Source organism: Coleofasciculus sp. F4-SAH-05, assembly GCF_040222985.1.
Taxonomy (GTDB): Bacteria; Cyanobacteriota; Cyanobacteriia; order Cyanobacteriales; family Coleofasciculaceae; genus Coleofasciculus; species Coleofasciculus chthonoplastes.
This window is the reverse complement of sequence record NZ_JAVKBY010000092.1, coordinates 13,885-31,947: the sequence shown is the minus strand read 5'-3', so window position 1 is coordinate 31,947 and position 18,063 is coordinate 13,885. Positions and strand designations below refer to the sequence as shown.

Annotated in this window: 26 protein-coding genes and 4 pseudogenes; 13 read left to right on the top strand and 17 right to left on the bottom strand. The window is 44.3% G+C overall.

The features are described from left to right. Positions 1-501 (bottom strand): Rpn family recombination-promoting nuclease/putative transposase (locus RIG27_RS11770; RefSeq protein WP_446345297.1); only part of this gene is annotated, 501 nt, incomplete at its 3' end. A 582-nt stretch (positions 502-1,083) separates the two neighbouring features. On the opposite strand from RIG27_RS11770, the gene RIG27_RS11765 reads away from it, so the two are divergent. From RIG27_RS11765 to RIG27_RS11745, 5 genes are all read left to right on the top strand, one after another. Then, positions 1,084-1,386 (top strand): DUF433 domain-containing protein, encoded by a 303-nt coding sequence (locus RIG27_RS11765; protein ID WP_446345295.1) that lies wholly within the window; start codon positions 1,084-1,086, stop codon positions 1,384-1,386. 1 nt (position 1,387) lies between these two features. Beyond that, the gene (locus tag RIG27_RS11760; protein WP_446345293.1) at positions 1,388-1,723 is read left to right on the top strand and encodes a DUF5615 family PIN-like protein; all 336 of its coding nucleotides are present in this window, start codon (positions 1,388-1,390) and stop codon (positions 1,721-1,723) included. 509 nt (positions 1,724-2,232) lie between these two features. Continuing rightward, positions 2,233-2,439: a hypothetical protein gene (locus RIG27_RS11755; protein WP_446345291.1), complete on the top strand. Its 207-nt coding sequence runs from the start codon at positions 2,233-2,235 to the stop codon at positions 2,437-2,439. 360 nt (positions 2,440-2,799) lie between these two features. Further along, the gene (locus RIG27_RS11750; RefSeq protein ID WP_446345289.1) at positions 2,800-3,063 is read left to right on the top strand and encodes a hypothetical protein; all 264 of its coding nucleotides are present in this window, start codon (positions 2,800-2,802) and stop codon (positions 3,061-3,063) included. After that, positions 3,044-3,391 carry a PIN domain-containing protein gene (locus tag RIG27_RS11745; RefSeq protein ID WP_446345287.1) on the top strand — a complete coding sequence of 116 codons (348 nt, stop codon included), beginning with the start codon at positions 3,044-3,046 and terminating at the stop codon, positions 3,389-3,391. The genes RIG27_RS11750 and RIG27_RS11745 overlap by 20 nt, the downstream gene beginning before the upstream one ends. A gap of 16 nt (positions 3,392-3,407) precedes the next feature. Here RIG27_RS11745 and RIG27_RS11740 read toward each other — a convergent pair whose 3' ends face one another. From RIG27_RS11740 to RIG27_RS11725, 4 genes and pseudogenes are all read right to left on the bottom strand, one after another. Further along, positions 3,408-3,989, bottom strand: coding sequence for a Uma2 family endonuclease (locus RIG27_RS11740; protein ID WP_446345285.1), 582 nt, complete (start codon positions 3,987-3,989; stop codon positions 3,408-3,410). Positions 3,990-4,060: 71 nt separating this feature from the next. Beyond that, positions 4,061-4,405: pseudogene (locus tag RIG27_RS11735) on the bottom strand (Rpn family recombination-promoting nuclease/putative transposase); the annotation flags it as partial. Positions 4,406-4,411: 6 nt separating this feature from the next. Continuing rightward, positions 4,412-5,086, bottom strand: a complete 675-nt coding sequence (locus RIG27_RS11730; protein ID WP_446345283.1) for a Uma2 family endonuclease — start codon at positions 5,084-5,086, stop codon at positions 4,412-4,414. A 58-nt stretch (positions 5,087-5,144) separates the two neighbouring features. Further along, the gene (locus RIG27_RS11725; protein ID WP_446341726.1) at positions 5,145-5,324 is read right to left on the bottom strand and encodes a hypothetical protein; all 180 of its coding nucleotides are present in this window, start codon (positions 5,322-5,324) and stop codon (positions 5,145-5,147) included. A 12-nt stretch (positions 5,325-5,336) separates the two neighbouring features. Here RIG27_RS11725 and RIG27_RS11720 point away from each other — a divergent pair, with 12 nt between their 5' ends. Beyond that, positions 5,337-5,474 carry a hypothetical protein gene (locus RIG27_RS11720; protein ID WP_446345281.1) on the top strand — a complete coding sequence of 46 codons (138 nt, stop codon included), beginning with the start codon at positions 5,337-5,339 and terminating at the stop codon, positions 5,472-5,474. 59 nt (positions 5,475-5,533) lie between these two features. On the opposite strand, the gene RIG27_RS11715 is transcribed toward RIG27_RS11720, so the two are convergent. The 7 genes and pseudogenes from RIG27_RS11715 to RIG27_RS11685 all read right to left on the bottom strand — a co-directional run bounded on the left by RIG27_RS11715 (position 5,534) and on the right by RIG27_RS11685 (position 9,122). Further along, a complete protein-coding gene (locus RIG27_RS11715) occupies positions 5,534-5,857 on the bottom strand; it encodes a type II toxin-antitoxin system RelE/ParE family toxin (RefSeq protein WP_446341722.1) in 324 nt (107 codons plus the stop codon). Continuing rightward, positions 5,850-6,122, bottom strand: coding sequence for a type II toxin-antitoxin system ParD family antitoxin (locus RIG27_RS11710; protein WP_446341720.1), 273 nt, complete (start codon positions 6,120-6,122; stop codon positions 5,850-5,852). Before RIG27_RS11710 ends, RIG27_RS11715 begins: the two co-directional genes overlap by 8 nt. A gap of 328 nt (positions 6,123-6,450) precedes the next feature. Then, positions 6,451-7,107, bottom strand: coding sequence for an Rpn family recombination-promoting nuclease/putative transposase (locus RIG27_RS11705; RefSeq protein ID WP_446345279.1), 657 nt, complete (start codon positions 7,105-7,107; stop codon positions 6,451-6,453). A gap of 251 nt (positions 7,108-7,358) precedes the next feature. Beyond that, positions 7,359-7,487: a hypothetical protein gene (locus RIG27_RS11700; protein WP_446345277.1), complete on the bottom strand. Its 129-nt coding sequence runs from the start codon at positions 7,485-7,487 to the stop codon at positions 7,359-7,361. Between the two features lie 5 nt (positions 7,488-7,492). Continuing rightward, positions 7,493-7,903, bottom strand: a pseudogene (locus RIG27_RS11695) (PD-(D/E)XK nuclease family transposase); the annotation flags it as partial. A gap of 1 nt (position 7,904) precedes the next feature. Then, positions 7,905-8,426, bottom strand: a pseudogene (locus tag RIG27_RS11690) (Uma2 family endonuclease); the annotation flags it as partial. Between the two features lie 543 nt (positions 8,427-8,969). Then, positions 8,970-9,122, bottom strand: a complete 153-nt coding sequence (locus RIG27_RS11685; protein WP_446345275.1) for a hypothetical protein — start codon at positions 9,120-9,122, stop codon at positions 8,970-8,972. Between the two features lie 318 nt (positions 9,123-9,440). Here RIG27_RS11685 and RIG27_RS11680 point away from each other — a divergent pair, with 318 nt between their 5' ends. The 4 genes from RIG27_RS11680 to RIG27_RS11665 all read left to right on the top strand — a co-directional run bounded on the left by RIG27_RS11680 (position 9,441) and on the right by RIG27_RS11665 (position 10,847). Beyond that, complete coding sequence (locus tag RIG27_RS11680) at positions 9,441-9,854, top strand: element excision factor XisH family protein (RefSeq protein WP_446345273.1); 414 nt, start codon at positions 9,441-9,443, stop codon at positions 9,852-9,854. After that, entirely contained in the window at positions 9,842-10,177 is a 336-nt protein-coding gene (locus RIG27_RS11675; protein WP_446345271.1) for an element excision factor XisI family protein, read from the top strand. Before RIG27_RS11680 ends, RIG27_RS11675 begins: the two co-directional genes overlap by 13 nt. A 270-nt stretch (positions 10,178-10,447) precedes the next feature. Further along, positions 10,448-10,666 (top strand): hypothetical protein, encoded by a 219-nt coding sequence (locus tag RIG27_RS11670; protein WP_446345269.1) that lies wholly within the window; start codon positions 10,448-10,450, stop codon positions 10,664-10,666. Beyond that, entirely contained in the window at positions 10,653-10,847 is a 195-nt protein-coding gene (locus RIG27_RS11665; RefSeq protein ID WP_446345267.1) for a PIN domain-containing protein, read from the top strand. Before RIG27_RS11670 ends, RIG27_RS11665 begins: the two co-directional genes overlap by 14 nt. A gap of 481 nt (positions 10,848-11,328) precedes the next feature. Here RIG27_RS11665 and RIG27_RS11660 read toward each other — a convergent pair whose 3' ends face one another. After that, positions 11,329-11,529, bottom strand: a complete 201-nt coding sequence (locus RIG27_RS11660; protein ID WP_446341712.1) for a hypothetical protein — start codon at positions 11,527-11,529, stop codon at positions 11,329-11,331. Positions 11,530-11,541: 12 nt separating this feature from the next. Between RIG27_RS11660 and RIG27_RS11655 the strand changes: the two genes are divergently transcribed. Beyond that, positions 11,542-11,694, top strand: coding sequence for a hypothetical protein (locus RIG27_RS11655; RefSeq protein ID WP_446341711.1), 153 nt, complete (start codon positions 11,542-11,544; stop codon positions 11,692-11,694). 76 nt (positions 11,695-11,770) lie between these two features. Here RIG27_RS11655 and RIG27_RS11650 read toward each other — a convergent pair. After that, positions 11,771-12,005, bottom strand: a pseudogene (locus RIG27_RS11650) (Rpn family recombination-promoting nuclease/putative transposase); the annotation flags it as partial. A 24-nt stretch (positions 12,006-12,029) separates the two neighbouring features. Continuing rightward, positions 12,030-14,219 carry a recombinase family protein gene (locus tag RIG27_RS11645; RefSeq protein ID WP_446345265.1) on the bottom strand — a complete coding sequence of 730 codons (2,190 nt, stop codon included), beginning with the start codon at positions 14,217-14,219 and terminating at the stop codon, positions 12,030-12,032. A 405-nt stretch (positions 14,220-14,624) separates the two neighbouring features. Here RIG27_RS11645 and RIG27_RS11640 point away from each other — a divergent pair, with 405 nt between their 5' ends. Next, a complete protein-coding gene (locus RIG27_RS11640) occupies positions 14,625-15,734 on the top strand; it encodes an RNA-guided endonuclease InsQ/TnpB family protein (RefSeq protein ID WP_446345263.1) in 1,110 nt (369 codons plus the stop codon). Between the two features lie 56 nt (positions 15,735-15,790). After that, on the top strand, positions 15,791-17,140 hold the full coding sequence (locus RIG27_RS11635; RefSeq protein ID WP_446345261.1) for a proton extrusion protein PcxA: 1,350 nt from the start codon (positions 15,791-15,793) through the stop codon (positions 17,138-17,140). Between the two features lie 117 nt (positions 17,141-17,257). Here the strand turns inward: RIG27_RS11635 and RIG27_RS11630 are convergent, their stop codons facing one another. Then, entirely contained in the window at positions 17,258-17,674 is a 417-nt protein-coding gene (locus RIG27_RS11630; RefSeq protein WP_446341705.1) for a PIN domain-containing protein, read from the bottom strand. After that, a complete protein-coding gene (locus tag RIG27_RS11625) occupies positions 17,671-17,913 on the bottom strand; it encodes a hypothetical protein (RefSeq protein WP_446341703.1) in 243 nt (80 codons plus the stop codon). The genes RIG27_RS11630 and RIG27_RS11625 overlap by 4 nt, the downstream gene beginning before the upstream one ends. Positions 17,914-18,063: the final 150 nt, after the last annotated feature.

Here is an 18,063-nt window from a genome sequence, read left to right as displayed (position 1 = left end):
TTCATCTAACTCTTTGATAAACTTGGGTAATTCAACAAACACTAACTCCAAGTCATTAATCGGGTAATCTGTCAAAATATTCTTTTCTTTGAGAACAAAATTAGAAATCACCTGAGGTAAATCCTCAAACATTTCAAAGTCCGTCAGCGTCAAGGCGATCACTGGATTCAATAGGGTATAATCGTCTCCCGGTTCCAACTGGATGGAATAGGCTTTAGCTGCGTTATACAATATCCGCTTCTCAAACCCTGATAAATTCAGGACTTGCATCTCAATAATCACCGTTGTCTCATCGGTGAGTTTGGCTTTTACATCCAGGAACGTATCTTTAATACCCTGAATCTTCGGGGCGAGATAAGGATTAATAATTTCTAACTCGGTGATGCGGGGATGTCCGCCGTAGAGGAGGGAATTCAGGAAACTAATTAGGATTTCTGGGTTTTGTTCAGAACCAAATATCTTTTTAAAGGCAAAGTCAGTTTTAGGATTAATAAAAATCATAGTTATCCTCCCCCAATTAAAAGTAGACCTAAAAAACAGGCGATCGCATGAGCTGGCTGCATCCGTCAGGTGCATTATATAATGTAGACAATGTCGGGGCTCGGAGCTGTACTATTGTTAGGGAAAATCCTTTAATGTGATAGAAATTGCCCGAATCTTTTGTTCACTGGTTAGAAACGATAACTTGGTGGGTTACAGGGGATAGGTAATTAAATGATTTGTTCTCTCAATTGAATACCGCTTAACCCACCCTACGGTTTACGGTTGATGAGGTCTATCTTGCTGACACATTTTTCCACAATGAAAAGTATACCATGAATCAACCAACAGGCGATCATTGTGTCTTGAGTGCGATCGCTCTTTTTGTGTCCTCGTTTGAAACCTTATGTGTCGAGTCTATAGGCAGGCACATTTTCCCACGGTGAAAAGTATACCATGAATAAACACGAGATCCTCAACCCATCTCCCAAACCTGATCACCCTTAGCATGACTGCTCAGGTTATCCCAGCCATTGTTGAGTAGAGATAGCTTTAGATAAGATAAGCTAAGACAGATGCTCATTGTAAGGTTGCAGATAGTCTATGGTGGCAGTAATCTCCGAACACATTGAAATCACCCCAGGCGTATGTGGTGGAAAACCGCGCATTGCTGGACATCGGATTAGGGTTCAAGATGTTGTCATTTGGCATGAACATAAGGGCATGTCTCCCGATGAAATTGTGTCTCGATATCCGACTATTACGTTATCCGATGTGTACGCTGCTTTAGCTTATTACCATGATCATCTGGAAGAAATACAACAACAAATGCGAGAGAGTAAAGCTTTGGTGCGTGAATTGCAAGCAAAAACGCCTTCCAAAGTGCAGCAAAAATTAAGAGGATAGAGTGTTGAAAAAAATCAGGTGGCACTTAGATGAGCAAGTTGATCGGGCGATAGCTCAAGCCTTGAAACAACGGGGTGTTGATGTCACCACGACACCAGAAGTAGGGCTTTTAGGTGCCACTGATGAAGAACAATTAATTTTCGCGATTTCTCAACAGCGAGTAATATTTACTCACGACGAAGACTTTTTAATCCTTCATCAACGGGGTGTAGAGCATTATGGTATTACTTACTGTCACCAAAACAGTCGATCAATTGGTGATATTGTGCGAGGGTTAATTTTGATTTCGGAGGTACTCGAACCATTGGATATGCACAACCACGTTGAATTTATTTGACCTAGGTGATTCGTTCTGCTGGTGTGTTTGGCGCGATCACCCTTCATAATGTAGATAAAAGAAATGCGATCGCTCTTTTTGTCTCCTCGTCTGCCACTTTATGGATAGAGTTTATAGGCAGGTATATTTTCCCACGATGAAAAGTCTACCATAAACCAACAGGCGATCTTCTGTAAGCTCTACTCGAAGAGCAATCGCTTGAAACATATTTCTGTGTCAATCTGTGTCATTTAATCATGAGACTACAGCAGAGTGTGATTTAATCGGTGTCCTGTGCGTTATCACAAGGTATTTGGATCAACACCGAGCGATCGCATGGGCTTGCTGCATCCGTCAGGTGCATTCCTTGAATGTAGGGAATGTAGGTTAGAAACGATAACTTGGTGGGTTACAGCTCCTAGGAAATTAAATGATTTGTTCTCTCAATTGAATACCGCTTAACCCACCCTACGGTTTACGGTTGATGAGGTCTATAGGCAGGCACATTTTCCCACTGTGAAAAGTATACCATGAATAAACACGCGATCATTGTGTCTTGGGTGCGATCGCTTAAAACATCTTTACTGTGTCAATCTGTTTCACTTCATCTTGAGTCTACAGTAGAATATGATTCAATCTGTGTCATCTGTGTTATCACAAAGAATCTGGATCAACACAAGCGCGATCGCATGGGCTTGCTGCATCCGTCAGATAACTTGGTGGGTTACAGCTCCTAGGAAATTAAATGATTTGTTCTCTCAATTGAATACCGCTTAACCCACCCTACGGTTTACGCTTGATGGGGTCTATAGGCAAGCACATTTTCCCACGATGAAAAGTATACCATAAACCAATACGCGATCATTGTGTCTTAGGTGCGATCGCTCTTTTTGTGTCCTCGTTTGAAACCTTATGTGTCGAGTCTATAGGCAGGCACATTTTCCCACGGTGAAAAGTATACCATGAATAAACACGCGATCGCATACCCCTTCCCTTGTCGATAAATCAGTGAAAGAGCGTGTTACGGCGATTGCTCTCATAAAAATAGTTAAATTATAATGAACAACAGTAATCCATCAATTTAGGATTGTCGGCTAATGAATATCTCAGACCTGAGAACCAAGGTTTTTGAAGAAATCCAGAGTGTTCCCGATGATAGACTGATTGAACTATTAGAGGTAATTCATTCCTTTAGGCTACGTTCAGAACCTGCCAGTACCCATATCCAACCTATCATGAAATTCGCCGGTTGCTGGAGAGAGCTACCCAACGAAACCTATACTGAATTCTTAGACGACATTTCTCAGCGCCGCCAGCAAGCATTTCAAGAGAGGCAAAATCGTGAAACCCGCCTTAGTTGACACTGATATTCTATCCATGTTTTTTCGCGGCAATCCAGCCGTCGTTTCTCATTTTCAGACGTATCTGAACGAATATCGTCAAATCAACCTCAGCATTATTACCTACTACGAAATTCTCAGTGGCTTGAAACATCGGGACGCCCAAAAGCAACTTACCTTATTTCTCGAATTTGCCACTCAAAACACCGTTTTGCCTCTCACCCAAAAATCGGTCACCCTTTCAGCCAACTACTATGCTAGCCTGCGACGCGATGCAACACCTGTTGATGATATTGATCTATTGATTGCTGGTAAAGTCGTCCTAAAAGGACGAGGCTTGTATCCCTAGTTCTCGGTCATAATTACTACTGCCCTTGAGAAATTGCTCGTCTGAATTCCCTAACCGCCTCAACCCTAGAAGCCATCAACAGGCATCGCGTTAGCAAGTCAATGTCTAGGTCTGGCAATACCTCAGAAGCGTAAATCCGTTCGTAACCGTCTACTCTGAAATGATGCAACGTAAATAAACCATCTTCCCAAAACCAGACTTCCGCTACTCCCAACTCCTGATAGCGTTTAAGTTTGGAAACAGTACCACTGGTAAAGACCACTTCAATAGACAAGTCGGGAATTTTCTTTAAGCTGCCAATACAATAGGACTCGTCAGCCTGTGCTGAAGCTACCCCTTCTTTTTCTTGAGTAAAGCTACCTGTGGGGTAAAATTCGATGCCTTTTTCCACAAAGTAGTCAAACAGTAGCCCTGCAATTGTCCGACTGAAAAGTTCGTGGTCTTGTGAAACTGCCAAAATTTCTACCTCACCCTTGTAGTAGAACAGTCGTATTCCAGGGGAATTCTTGAATCCTGCTTGAATGAATCGAAATTGTTGCCAGTTGATTCCAGAGTGGGTGAACCGTTGGTCTGTCGGTTTATCTAGTGTCTGTGTCATTGCGATCGCTCATGTCAATGTTCATGCTGTTGTTTCTTTCTGGTCGTTTTTGTTATCACAAATAGTCTGGCTCAACACAAGCGCGATCGCAATCTCTCCTCTAACAATTTTGCCCGTTGTCGCTCCTGTTGAGCCAGTTGTTCAGCTTCTATTGTGCGTTGTTTCTCCTGTTCTCGCCCAAGCTTAATTCTTTGTTCTCGTGCCATCTTAATTCCCTGTTCAAAGCCCTGTCTCCAGGCTAGTTTAATCGCATTTCGGTGGTCATGAATATAGATTTCTTGATGTAAGAGAGTTTCTACCTGTTCACGAGTCAAATATCCTTGGTTCGCCAATTCAAAGGCTTTGCGAATTTCGGGAACTTGTGCCATGGTTTCCGGTATCGTCTCTAATCTTCTGACATTTTTGATATGTCTTATGTGTTCTCACAAAGAATCTGGATCAACTCCAAGCGATCGCAGTCGCTCTTCTAACAATTGAACCCTTTTTCTTTCCTTTTCAATCTGCTCCTCTGGCGTCAAGATTCGCTGTCCTTGCTCATCGTACCAGTACAACCACTCCCGCGTCATTCCCTGATAGGTTCCCCTTTCTCTTCCTATCCCTAATCCGATTTCTGCTAACCACACCGGATTGCCAAACTGTAACTGATACTCCCCATCCACTAATTTATACACTTCCAATGGGGCTTTACGACGTCGCAGGGGATTGTACACAACATAATAGAGTACCCCCATATCCCGATAAATTTTTTTCTTGCTGCTATATTCGCCGCGACGCTTATGGGATACTACCTCCAGCACCAACATGGGTACAACCTGCTCTTCCCACACCACATAAGACAGGCGCAAGTCTTGATCAATAAACCGTTGTACTCCCACACTCAAAAACCCATCGGGTACAATTGCCGGTTCGTCTGGGTGATGATATATCGCCATATCCACCCCAAAGAACCAATCCCAGCGCTTCTCCCACAACAGCGCTAGGACAGCTTTCAGTAATGAGGGAATCAAATCTTGCAGTTCATTGTCCACTGGTGTATCGTCAGAATCAGGCAGCTCTTCTGCACAGGGTAAGCAATCAGATGGCTTGTACTCTAGCATGAGTCGGTCAGGGAGCGACAACTAATTTCATTGTATTTTATTGCTCATCACACAGATTTCACAGATAACCGATTAGAGATGCCCAGCCAGGACGTGCGATCGCTCTTTTCGTATCTCCGTCTGCCACCTTATGTATCGAGTCTATCTTGCTGGCACATTTTTCCACAATGAAAAGTCTACCATGAATCAACACGCGATCGCACTCCTCAATCCACCCGAGTTGAAACTCTCTGCTCACCCAATTTTCCTCATGATCAGCTCAATCCTACCCGATATCGCGACAATTTTGTCTTGGGTGCGATCGCTCTTAACGTCTTTCTGGGTCAATCTGTGTTATTTAAGCGTGAGTTTGCAGCAGAATGTGATTCAATCTGTGTCCTCTTTGTGATCACAAAGAATCTGGATCAACGAAAGAGCGATCGCAGTAGGGGCTTGGTAACCAAGCCCCTACTCGCCCAAATCTTGATCTAGAATAGTCTCGATATCCCGCGCTCCGTGAAGAACCCGCAAAATCTCGATATCAGTGTCTCTAGTACGATAGAAGATCAGATACTTTCTAAATCCCTTAACGGCTTGCTGGCGAATATCAGCTAAATCAGGATTGACACAATCCCTAATCTTTCCCATTCTCGGCATTTTAGCCAATTGCCTAAATGTTTCTTCTGCTGCTAAGAGAAACTGCTCCGCCGCCTCTAGATTTTCCTGGGAAATATAGGTTGCCAACTCGATTAAATCACGGATAACCTGCGGACGTTTATAAACCTTACCCATTTCCCTCTAAACCTGTCCGTTGAGCCACCCTTTCTCGCACCACTCGCCGGATATCTTCCCAATCTTGCTCCGTCATCGGTGTTGCCATTCCCGAATTCAACCCTTCTAATAATAAAGCCTCTAAACGCTCTTGAGCCTTGCGTTTTTGGTCTTGGCGAACCAACTCACGAAAATATTCACTGACTGTGCTATAACCGCCATTTGCCACCTGTTCCTCGATATAAAGGCGCATGGAATGAGGTAGAGAAATATTTATACTTTTCATGGGAGTTTTTCTGGGGCTAGCTGCTGGCATTATGGCATAAATTGCCATTTGATGGCAACTATTGCCAAGAATGTCAATAGGATTTTTCAGGTAGCACAGGACGAAACACGCTCTTTGACAGATTTATCGAAACGGTAGGGGTGGGGATGTGAAGGACGTGCGATATGTGAAGGACGTGCGATCGCTCTTTTTGTCTCCCCGTCTGCCACCTTATGTATCGAGTCTATAGGCAGGAACATTTACCCACGATGAAAAGTATACCATAAACCAACAGACGATCTGCTGTAAGCTCTACTCGAAGAGCGATCGCATTCACTAATGACAATTTCTACCTCAACCGTCGCACCTCTTCTAAACTCAAGCCAGTAATCTGACTAATCGTATCCTCATCTAAAACCCCAATCATTTTCCTAGCCATTTCTACTTTAGATTCCTGAATCCCCTGTTCTCGTCCCACTTGAATCCCCTGTTCAATCCCCTGTCTCAACGCCAGTTTAACCGCATTCCGTTGGTCATGAATATAGATTTCTCGCTGTTCTAGTGCTTCTAACTCTTCACGAGTCAGATTCGCTTGATTCGCTACTTCAAACGCCTTGCGAATTTCCGGGACTTGTGCCATTTTTTCCGGTATCGACTCTAATCCTCTAGGATTCAATAGAGTATAATCCTCTCCCGGTTGTAATTGAATCGAATAGGCTTTGGCTGCATTATACAATATCCGCTTCTCAAACCCTGATAAATTCAGGACTTGCATCTCAATAATCACCGTTGTCTCATCGGTGAGTTTAGCTTTTACATCCAGGAACGTATCCTTTATTCCCTGAATTTTTGGGGCAAGATAAGGGTTAATTATTTCTAATGAGGTGATGCGGGTTTGTCCGCCGTAGAGGAGGGAATTCAGGAAACTAATTAGGATTTCTGGGTTTTGCTCAGAACCAAATATTTTCTTAAAGGCAAAATCCGTTTTGGGATTAATAAAAATCATAGTTATCCTCCCCCAATTAAAAGTAGACCTAAAAAACAGGCGATCGCATGAGCTGGCTGCATCCGTCAGGTGCATTATATAATGTAGACAATGTCGGGGCTTGGAGCTGTACTATTGTTAGGGAAAATCCTTTAATGTGATAGAAATTGCCCGAATCTTTTGTTCACTGGTTAGAAACGATAACTTGGTGGGTTACAGCGGATAGGAAATTAAATGATTTGCTCTCTCAATTGAATACCGCTTAACCCACCCTACGTTTTACGGTTGATGAGATCTATCTTGCTGGCACATTTTCCCACGATGAAAAGTATACCATGAATAAACACGCGATCTTCTGTAATACTCGAAGAGCGATCGCTGGAAACATCTTTCTGTGTCATCTGTGTTATAACAAAGAATCCGGATCAACGCCTAGCGATCGCAGCCTCTCCTCTAACAATTTTGCCCGTTGTCGCTCCTGTTGAGCCAGTTGTTCAGCTTCTCTTGTGCGTTGTTTCTCCTGTTCTCGTCCGAGCTGAATCCCCTGTTCTCGCCCGATCTGAATACCCTGTCTCAAGGCTAATTTTATTGCCTTCCGTTGGTCATGAATATAGATTTCACGCTGTTCTAGCGCTTCTAACTCTTCACGAGTCATATTCGCTTGATTCGCCACTTCAAACGCTTTCCTTATTTCCGGTACTTGTGCCATTGTTTCCGGTATCGTTTCTAATCCTCTAGCACATTTGATAAAGTATATCCATTTATCGGCTAAGGTTTCTAATTCGTCTAACTCTTTGATAAATTTAGGTAATTCGACAAGTTCCCCTGTCTGTACCTATCCCTAATCCGATTTCCGATAACCACACTGGATTACCAAACTGTAACTGATACTCCCCATTCACTAATTTATACGCTTCCAATGGAGCTTTACGACGTCGCCGGGGATTGTACACCACATAATAGAGTACTCCCATTTCTCCATAGAGTTTTTTCTTTCGGCTATATTCGCCTCTACGCTTATGGGATACTACTTCCAGCACCAACATCGGTACAACTTGCTCTTCCCACAATACATAAGATAGCCGCAAGTCCTCATCAATAAACCGTTGTACCCCCAAACTCAAAAACCCATCGGGTACAATCGCTGGCTTTTCTGGGTGATAATAAATGCCCATATCCACCCCAAAGAACCAATCCCAGCGCTTCTCCCACAACAGCGCCAGAACAGCCTTAAGTAATGAGGGGATTAAATCTTGCAGTTCATTATCCACTGGCGTATCGTCAGAATCAGGTAGCTCTTCTGCACAGGGTAAGCAATCGGATGGGTTGTACTCTAGCATGAGTTGGTCAGGGAGCGACAACTAATTTCATTGTATTTTATTTGTCCCAACACAGATTTCACAGATTTATCGAAATCTCTCCTCTAACTGATTCAAGATGCCCAACCAGAATGTGCGATCGCTCTTAACGTCCTTCTGTGTCAATCTGTGTCATTTAAGCGTGAGTCTCCAGCAGAGTGTGATTCAATCGGTGTCACTTGTGTTATCACAAATAATCTGGATCAATACCGAGCGATCGCATGGGCTTGCTGCATCCGTCAGGTGCATTTGAGAATGTCGGGAATGTCGGGGCTCGGAGCTGCACCATTGTTAGGGTACATCCTTTAATCTGATAGAAATCGCCCGAATCTTTTGTTCACTGGTTAGAAACGATAACTTGGTGGGTTACGGCAGATAGGTAATTAAATGATTTGTTCTCTTAATTGAATACCGCCTAACCCACCCTACGGCTTAGGGTTGATCAGGTCTATAGGCAGGCACATTTTCCCACGATTAAAAGTATACCATGAAAAACACGCGATCGCACTCACTTAATAACAATTTCTACCTCAACCGTCGCACCTCTTCTAAACTCAAGCCAGTGATCTGACTAATCGTATCTTCATCGACAACCCCTAACATTTTCCTAGCCATTTCTACTTTAGATTCCTGAATCCCCTGTTCTCGCCCAAGCAGAATTCTTTGTTCTCGTGCCATCTTAATTCCTTGTTCAAAGCCCTATAAATTTAGGACTTGCATCTCAATAATCACCGTTGTCTCATCAGTGTGTCTTGGGTGCGATCGCTCTTAACGTCCTTCTGTGTCAATCTGTGTCATTTAAGCGTGAGTCTCCAGCAGAATGTGATTCAATCGGTGTCGTCTGTGTTATCACAAAGAATCTGGATCAACACGAGTGCGATCAGTCTCTCCTCTAACAATTTTGCCCGTTGTCGCTCTTCCTATCCCTAATCCTAGGGTAAGATTAAGAATCGGAGACCGTTTGTACATTTTTCTTCTCAATCAGACTGTAGTATAATGGCAAAGGACGTTTACCACGACACAGTAAGAACTGCGCTGGAGAAAGACGAATGGACGATTACCGATGAGCTATTCAGAGTGACGATTGGTTCTCGTTCAGTCTACATTGATTTAGGAGCCGAAAAACTGCTAGCGGCTGAAAAAAAAGGGCGTAAAATTGCCGTTGAAATCAAAGGTTTTTCCAGCCCATCACCTGTCAATGATTTGGAACAAGCCCTGGGACAATATATCCTTTATCACGAGGCTTTAAAACGATCTGAACCCCAAAGAATTCTTTATCTAGCCATTTCTGATGAAGTGTATCTCGATTTTTTTCAAGAAGATATCGCCAAAATGGTCGTAGAAACCCAGCAGCTAAACCTAATTATTTTTGACCCTGAAAAAGTGGAGATCGTAAAATGGATCGAGTAGAAGAATACCGCGATATTATTCAACGCATTCTTGAGGCGCACCATCGAATTCCTTACAGTCACGGGCAAATTGAAAGTAAATTAATTATCGATCGCGATCGCAATAACTTCGTCCTGATGAATGCTGGATGGGATGGCAAGCGTAGAATTCATGGTTGTGTCGTTCACGTCGAAATCATTAACGACAAAATTTGGATTCAAAGAGACGGCATTGAAGATGGTATTACTTGCGAACTGGTTGCAGCTGGAGTTCCTAAAGACAAAATTGTTCTCGCTTTTCATTCGTCTAAAGTCCGACAACACTCTGGATACGCTGTGGCTTAGGAATTATACGGATAATCAATCGATTATAGATGCCCAGCCAGGACGTGCGATTGCATAAGAGCACAAGCGAAGCTTATCGCTCTTTTTGTATCTCCGTCTGCCACCTTATGTATCGAGTCTATAGGCAAGCACATTTTCCCATGATGAAAAGTATACCATAAAAAAACACGCGATCGCAGTCCCTACTTGCCCAAATCTTGATCTCAAATAGTCTTTTGACTTTGTGCTGTACCATTAAGGATAAGATATCAGTTAAATTAGCAACCAAAAATGTCAACCCTTGAATTTACCGCCAAGTTACAGGATGGCAAGATAGAAGTCCCCCAAGCCTATCAACAAATCCTGCAAAATATTGATCGTGTCAAGATTACCGTAACCTCAAACAGCCGAACCACTGATCTAGGTATGATTGCACACTTAATCCATAACCCAATTCCCCTTAAGACTTTTGTTCCTTTAAGCCGAGAGGAGGCGCATGAGCGAAGCTAGTGGTAGGTATTTGATTGATACAAATATCTGGCTGTATGCGTTATTACAGACAGAATCCGGAACCGACAAGCAAAAAATTGCTCGTTCTATCATTGAGAGTAAAAACGCCGTTGTTAGCACTCAAGTGATTAATGAAGTTTGCGTCAATTTAATTAAGAAAGCGTTGATGAGCGAGACATAAATTCCAGCCGCTGATCCAAGATTTTTATGTCCGGTGTCAAGTTATCAAGTTGAATTGCCAGATTTTGATGAACGCCTCTTGGCTTCGCCAAGGTTACAACTTATCCTTCTGGGATAGTTTAATTGTTGCTTAGGGTACATCCTTTAATCTGATAGAAATTGCCCGAATCGTTTGTTCACGGGTTAGAAACGATAACTTGGTGGGTTACAGCGGATAGGTAATTAAATGATTTGTTCTCTCAATTGAATACCGCTTAACCCACCCTACGGCTTAGGGTTGATAAAGTCAGAACCATCTTCTACGGCTAAGGCTCTATAACTTAATCCAATCCTTGCTGACCAATACTTTCCAACCTTTTTGAAGTTTAAAGATGGATGATTGGGATCAGCTTTAAGTAAATCATAGCTTTTTCTTGCCTGACGCTGAACAGTTTCTGGTAAGGCGTAAAAACGTTGCCAGAATTTCGGGTTGTTCGATGCACTTACAAGTTTCCTAGTTTTCCTTGAGACTTGGCTGTCATTGCCTCTTCCAGCAAAAAATCTAGTTTACCATTAGCACTATCCGCCTCAATTTGCTTATCCCAGATTTCCCAATCTTTTTGAGCAAACCACTCTCTCAATCGCCGGAAATCCTCCTGGGAGAGCGCTTCAATTTCCGATTGAATCTGTTCGACTTGTTTCATTTAACGTCACGCTTGAGCAATCCACCTCTATCATTTTATCGCGTCGATGCGATCGCACTCCTCAATCCACCCGAGTTGAAACTCCCTGATCACCCAATTTTCCCCATGATCCGCTCAATGCTACCCCATATCGCCACAATGCGAGTCTTGGGTGCGATCGCTTGAAATATCTTTCTGTGTCAATCTGTGTCATTTTCGCATGAGTCTACAGCAGAATGTGATTAAATCGGTGTCACTTGTGTTATAACAAAGAGTCTGGATCAACACAAGCGCGATCGCAGTCTCTCCTCTAACAATTTTGCCCGTTGTCGCTCCTGTTGAGCCAATTGTTCAGCTTCTCTTGTGCGTTGTTTCTCCTGTTCTCGTCCGAGCTGAATTCCCTGTTCTCGTCCGAGCTGAATTCCCTTTTCCATTCCCTGTTCAATTCCCTGTCTCAACGCCAGTTTAATCGCATTCCGTTGGTCATGAATATAGATGTTATTGACTGCCTCTCGGCTTCGTCAATGACTCACAACTGACTCAGCCGTTAACTCTATTGAGGAATGAACTAAGTTTAACAATGGACCCGTTTGTTCTGTCCCATTGACGGCTAAATCACTATGGCAAAAATACACTCGCTCACCCACTCGCCCTAACAAATCCTGTAAAATTCGCTGTAGGCGTTCCTCATCTGCTTGGATTTTATCGGCTTCGGTCCTTGGCTGTCCAAACCAATCCTTGAGAAATAAGGGCGCTGCAAATAACGTCGCTGCACCTCCCTGACTCCAAAGATGAGATCCCGCATCTAACCAAAAATGCCAACGATGATAGCCACGGGTGGCTCGATATTGGAAAATAGTGGCTAGGGTAACGGCTGAATTAGCCGTAGCGGGGAGACGACGAAGGGGAAAGGAATTGGCGGTAACGGTTCCCCGACGCAATAACTGAATAAATTGGGAAATCGTCGCCTGTGGTGGTGTTCCCCCTCTGGCTATTTCCTGATCAGTCGTATTGGCAGGGAGTTTCCGCAATCGTCCATCCACTTCCCAATAATGTTGGGCGGTTTCCATGAGTTCCCGCAAAGCGGCAATTTGGTCGTAAGGTAGATTAGAGCCATTCCACAGGAATTTCTGGATGGCGCGATCAAGAATCACCACACAGGACGGAATTAGGCGCTGTTGCTGCTGTTCTCGTTGCACCTCTAACCATTGCTGAATCTGGGTGTAAGCCGTTGTCGCCCGATGTCCTAAGCGATCCCAACGGGCAAAGGCTTCGACGGGTAATAAGTGGGGGGAGTCGGGATCAGGAGAGTAGCAGTAATCGGCGAGTAAACCCGCCCGCACCGGGTCAATATTGGGGCTGGGGATGGGGGAGTCGGGATCAGGCGTCGCCACGGGTTCGGGTGTACGACTAAGAACCACAAGCATTTCGGCGATCGCCTCTCGATCCACTAACCGCCCTAATCCTGGATAGACAAGGGTTAGCAGGGTGAGTAATGCTCGAATTAAAGGGGAACTAATTAGGGGGCGCTGTTCGTTCAGAGGTTGGATGGGAATCCCCTGTTTGCTGAGAATATCGGTTAGAGTATACCGGGCGATCGCGTCTAATCCGGGTGCAATGATGGCAATATCTCCCGGTTCCACTTGTCCCGATTTCACCGCGTCTACAATTACCTCGGCGGTGCGGCGCAACAACTGAGCGCGGGATGTGGTTTGTAGCGATCGCAAAAACTCCGGCAAGTCTGACAATATCATGGGGTCGTTGAGCCGGTCTACCGCCATTGGGGATAACGCATCAGCTAAGGAATCATTCGGTTGTGAGGGTAAGGATTCCACTTGACACCGAGAGGCTAATCCTGACAAATAATCCGGATCAGCGTTTAAGCCTAAGCGCACTTGACCCTGGGGATTATAGGTAAACGCCCCCACGATACCCTGATCTAAGAGTAAATCAAACAAATCCCGTGCGATCGCGGGATACTCATCCACATCATCTGCCAGTATCGCCCGATAACGCTGGGTTAAATACTGCTGATACGTCGCATCGGGTAACATTTCCCGCCAATAGAGTTCACCCACCAAACTGTAGGTTAACAGTCCCTTATGCAGACACCACCCCCGCCAATCCCCCAGCAGTTTACCAATTAATTCCCATTGATCCGGGGTGGCTTCGAGTTCCACCACTCCCTGTTCTAGCATCCTGGGAATCTCTTCAATCGCAGTCCCACTCAGGGCGGCTAATTGTAACAAATCTAACAGACGCCGCACCCGAACTGACTCATTATTTCCCGGTATCGGAATTAATCCAGATTCCAGGTGGGGACGCCATAACTGCATGGCTAAATCCTGTTCGGTTTCCGGGCGCAAGCGCAAGGGAAACTGCGCTCTCAGATTTAACCGTTGGATTAACAGGGGCCAAAATAGAATCACTTCGTCCTGAAAGAAGCCCAAGGGCGTTTGACAGCGCACTGGATAACGCCCCTGTAACGTAGTCGTGAGGCGATCTGTCAACTCCCGACGATTATCCGCATTGGCGGCCATTATTAACAGGGCTGGTGTCTGATAGCGATCGCGCCGCGTTTTGTGGACAATGGGAGAAGATAACTGACGCGATCGACCCCATCCCGCTTCTACCCATTGGCGAAACAGAGTCACCAGCCGAGTTGTTTTGCCCGTGCGAGTACCACCACTAATCCAAATCGAATTCGTCATTGGTCATTGGTCATTCGTCATTCGTCATTTGTCATACTCGCTTCCTTGAGAAGCAAGCTACGTTTATGTAAGGGTTTGAGGTTTATTTACAGAACTTAATCTCGGTGGATTTATTGCCACCAACCTACTTAGATTTAATATCTGTTAACATACCACGTAAAGTAAACTATATTAATTCTGGCGATTGAGAGCCAGGATCACTCCGGACTATTTTTTAGACGATGTGATACCCGAGGCAGTGTTTAGCGTGAGAGGATGACAAGACTTGCATAATTTTGCCAAGATTGCGTATATCGACAAAACATATAAGGCTTTGTGCTAATGTAAGTGTATCAAGCTTTTGTCGGATGTTAACGACAGAAAAGGTCAGGTTTTCGAGGTTCAAAACTATCCTGTTTTTGGCTCATGAAGCGCACCGTCTCCATCCCCGTCAACTTACCCCATGAGAGGTTCTTGCCCCTCATGGGGTTTTGTGCTGACATTTTCAATCAGCACGCTGACTGGGCATTACAGGAACGGACGTGGAATAAGAACAAGGCTCACAAAGCTTTGTATGCTGACCTTAGATTGCAATATCCCGACGTGCCATCGGCACTACTGCAAACGATTCGGGATAACGCAATGGAGGCGGTTAAGGCGACCCAATTCAAGCGCACACCCCGGAAAAAGCCAACATCTTCTCTGCGCTACGACAAGCGCACCATGACGCTAAGAGGGTATCAGTTTACCCTTTCGTGTATTGGCAAGCGTGAAAAACTCATCCTCCATTTGCCGGAGCATTTCAAGGAGATATTTGAAACCTGGGAATTCTGCGCGGCTACACTGACTTACTCGAAACACAGCAAACAGTTTTGGGTGAGGTTGGTGTTTGAGACTGAAACACCGCAGACAGCAACTCAGGGTAAAGTCTTGGGGATTGACCGAGGGCTGTATCACATGGTCGTGACATCCGATGGTCAATTCTTCTCAAGTGGTCAGGTTCGTGCAACACAGCGACGGTATTTACACAACCGAAAAACGTTGCAGCAAAAAGGCACTCGCTCTGCTAAACGTCGCCTTAGAGCGATGAGTGGACGCGAGAAGCGGTTCATGCTTTCCGTGAATCACTGTGTCACGAAGAAACTGGCAAACCTTCCAGGTGTAGCAGTTTTCGTATTAGAAGACCTGTCTGGAATCCGCAAAAATAGGCGCGGAAAGAAAATGAACAAGTGGCTCGGTAGTTGGTCGTTCTACCAGCAAGATTTGTTTTTGACGTACAAAGCAGAGGCATTAGGGAAGCGTGTAGCATTCGGAGATACGAGATACACATCCCAGAAATGCAATGTCTGTAAGCACATCAGAAAAACGAATCGCACGAAGTCTCGTTTCAGATGTCGCAACTGTGGCAATCGTGACCATTCCGATTGGAATGCAGCAAAAAACCATAGAGACGACTACATTCTTTCCACTACCCTGATCGGGACGGTGGAACAGGCAGCAGTCAATCTGCCAGATGTGACAACCCTTGCGGGTTAGTTACAAGCCCCATCCCCTTGTGGGTGGGGCAGTTGACTGAGATATTAGCCGTTTCGATGAAGCTACCCTCTATTTTACGTCTGGCTAACCAATGGTTCGCGGATACCCCCGAAAGAGCCTTAGATCAAGCTTACAAAGCTGCGTTAACGATTAAATCCATTGAGGATGAGCATTTCAATGGGCAAAAAATTGACCGTCGCTCCAGTCAACATAGTGATAGTGTTATTTCCTATTTCGAGGCTGACTTAAAGAAATATTTAAATACGATTAGAGTTCGCTTACGGGAATTTAGAACCAGTCGGTCATTTTTTCGGATTTCTGAGCCAAAAACCACGAATGGTTTGCTAGGTTCCAGAGATAATTTAGCCCGCTATGATCCCATCGAATTAACCGAAAAGCAAGCGATTATCATCGAAAAACTCAACTTTATTGATGAAATATTAAAACGATATTCAGAACCTGAGCCATCCTCCGTTTCCTTGATCCCGCTATCTGCCAATCAAGTGGCTCAAGCCAACGGCAATGCCAGAACGACAGCCAATGCCAAAACCTTATCCCAGTTGAAGCAGGCTAGCGTGAATCCCCAAAATGATGCATTAGAAACGGTATCGGATAAAACCGGGGTTGTGCCTCGGTCAATTCTGCGAACCGTCAACCGCCTACAGCGGGAACTTGATCCCAAAGCTGAAGAGGAAGTTGTCAAAAAGTTTCGCACGTCTCGCGACAAAACCTTAATTTCGATCAAGTTTATTCTCACGCTGATTATTGTTCCCATTTTAGCCCATCAGGTGGCTAAAACCTTTGTGGTTGGACCCATTGTTGACTCGTTTCGCTCAGAAAATGAGCCGGGTATTTTTTTAAATATTGACATGAAGGAAGAAGCCTTCACAGAACTCCAGCGGTTTGAAGAGGAACTGCACTTTAAAAGCTTATTGGGAATGGCACCAAAGTTATCCTCGGAAGAAATGGAAGAACGGCTGAGAGAAAAAGCCACTGAGCTAGCTGAAGATTATCAGTATCGCAGTTCTGATGCGATCAAGAATATCTTTTCTGACTTGATTTCTCTAGCTTTTTTTGCTGGAGTGATTGTTACTAGCAAAGCGGATTTTGTGGTCTTAAAATCGTTTATTGATGATATTGTATACGGACTCAGTGATAGCGCCAAAGCCTTTATCATTATTTTGTTTACCGATATGTTTGTCGGATTCCACTCTCCCCACGGTTGGGAAGTGATTCTGGCGGCAATTTCCCGACATTTCGGGATTCCGGAAAATCACGATTTTATCTTTTTGTTTATTGCCACTTTTCCGGTTATTCTCGATTCGGTGATTAAATATTGGATCTTCCGTTATCTGAACCGGATTTCACCATCAGCGGTGGCAACTTATCGAAATATGAATGAGTGATTTTGTCATACTCGCTTCGCGAGAAGCAAGCTACGTCATTTGTCCTCTGTAGAGTTCTGCCTTCTTGTACTAGCTCAAATAAAATGAGGCGATCACCCTCTCCAAAATATATCACGTTTATTCTGATAGGGTTACCACAAATTCTTCAGGTAACATTACGGGAACTGGCGATGCCACAAAATCAGCTATATTGCGTGTCAGGATAATGTCTAAACCGGTGGCAAGTGCAGCTTCACTTGTTACCGCATCTTCAAAATCTTTCATAGGGCTTTGCAACGCGGCTCTAATTACCTCATCCGTTATACTAGCTACTTGAATCCGTTCTAATAAAGTGGATAGTAGTTTCCGTGCCGTGTCATTTCCTATCTGACGACGCAAAATATAGAAAATGTTGGTTATGGCATGACCAGAAACATATCCCTCAACCTGCTCTTGAGTGACTGAATTTAAGGCTTGTGCGGAAGCCACAACAAAAGGTTGGCGTCGAGCGAGAACATCAAGTAAGACATCACTATCAAATAATACCCGTTTCACTGGTATTTTGTCTCCAGATAATCAATATAGGACTCTTTGGCATCCTCTGGACTTAGCTGAACAACACCCAGTAAACGTTGAGTCCAAGGATCAAGATCCGTCATTGGTGTTGCACTTAAGCTAGGAGACATGAGTGATAGCATTTCTTTTTGAATTGAAGCCAACAGAGACTGAACTAAACGCCAGCGATCGCTGATAGGTAATTGTAAGGCTTGGTTTTGCAATTTTTGCAATGTCATTGAATCTGTCTTTAAATAACTGGACTTTTTTAATTATAGCAGTAGACACATCGATTAGGACTTTCGGCACCATTGTAGAGACCGTCCATGTTTGGTCTCTACATAAATGATGTGTCCTATAATGCTGGGGAATCGAGCCGTTTAAAGTGC

Coding starts and splice junctions, on each gene's coding strand:
- RIG27_RS11765 (WP_446345295.1), top strand. CDS start 1,084: ATGGTGGCAGTAATCTCCGAACACATTGAAATCACCCCAGGCGTATGT.
- RIG27_RS11645 (WP_446345265.1), bottom strand. CDS start 14,219: ATGACGAATTCGATTTGGATTAGTGGTGGTACTCGCACGGGCAAAACA.
- RIG27_RS11685 (WP_446345275.1), bottom strand. CDS start 9,122: ATGGCACGAGAACAAAGAATTCTGCTTGGGCGAGAACAGGGGATTCAG.
- RIG27_RS11680 (WP_446345273.1), top strand. CDS start 9,441: ATGGCAAAGGACGTTTACCACGACACAGTAAGAACTGCGCTGGAGAAA.
- RIG27_RS11625 (WP_446341703.1), bottom strand. CDS start 17,913: ATGACATTGCAAAAATTGCAAAACCAAGCCTTACAATTACCTATCAGC.
- RIG27_RS11755 (WP_446345291.1), top strand. CDS start 2,233: ATGAATAAACACGCGATCATTGTGTCTTGGGTGCGATCGCTTAAAACA.
- RIG27_RS11740 (WP_446345285.1), bottom strand. CDS start 3,989: ATGACACAGACACTAGATAAACCGACAGACCAACGGTTCACCCACTCT.
- RIG27_RS11640 (WP_446345263.1), top strand. CDS start 14,625: ATGAAGCGCACCGTCTCCATCCCCGTCAACTTACCCCATGAGAGGTTC.
- RIG27_RS11750 (WP_446345289.1), top strand. CDS start 2,800: ATGAATATCTCAGACCTGAGAACCAAGGTTTTTGAAGAAATCCAGAGT.
- RIG27_RS11720 (WP_446345281.1), top strand. CDS start 5,337: ATGATCAGCTCAATCCTACCCGATATCGCGACAATTTTGTCTTGGGTG.
- RIG27_RS11705 (WP_446345279.1), bottom strand. CDS start 7,107: ATGATTTTTATTAATCCCAAAACGGATTTTGCCTTTAAGAAAATATTT.
- RIG27_RS11730 (WP_446345283.1), bottom strand. CDS start 5,086: ATGCTAGAGTACAAGCCATCTGATTGCTTACCCTGTGCAGAAGAGCTG.
- RIG27_RS11700 (WP_446345277.1), bottom strand. CDS start 7,487: ATGACACAGAAAGATGTTTCCAGCGATCGCTCTTCGAGTATTACAGAA.
- RIG27_RS11635 (WP_446345261.1), top strand. CDS start 15,791: ATGAAGCTACCCTCTATTTTACGTCTGGCTAACCAATGGTTCGCGGAT.
- RIG27_RS11715 (WP_446341722.1), bottom strand. CDS start 5,857: ATGGGTAAGGTTTATAAACGTCCGCAGGTTATCCGTGATTTAATCGAG.
- RIG27_RS11670 (WP_446345269.1), top strand. CDS start 10,448: ATGTCAACCCTTGAATTTACCGCCAAGTTACAGGATGGCAAGATAGAA.
- RIG27_RS11710 (WP_446341720.1), bottom strand. CDS start 6,122: ATGAAAAGTATAAATATTTCTCTACCTCATTCCATGCGCCTTTATATC.
- RIG27_RS11665 (WP_446345267.1), top strand. CDS start 10,653: ATGAGCGAAGCTAGTGGTAGGTATTTGATTGATACAAATATCTGGCTG.
- RIG27_RS11675 (WP_446345271.1), top strand. CDS start 9,842: ATGGATCGAGTAGAAGAATACCGCGATATTATTCAACGCATTCTTGAG.
- RIG27_RS11660 (WP_446341712.1), bottom strand. CDS start 11,529: ATGAAACAAGTCGAACAGATTCAATCGGAAATTGAAGCGCTCTCCCAG.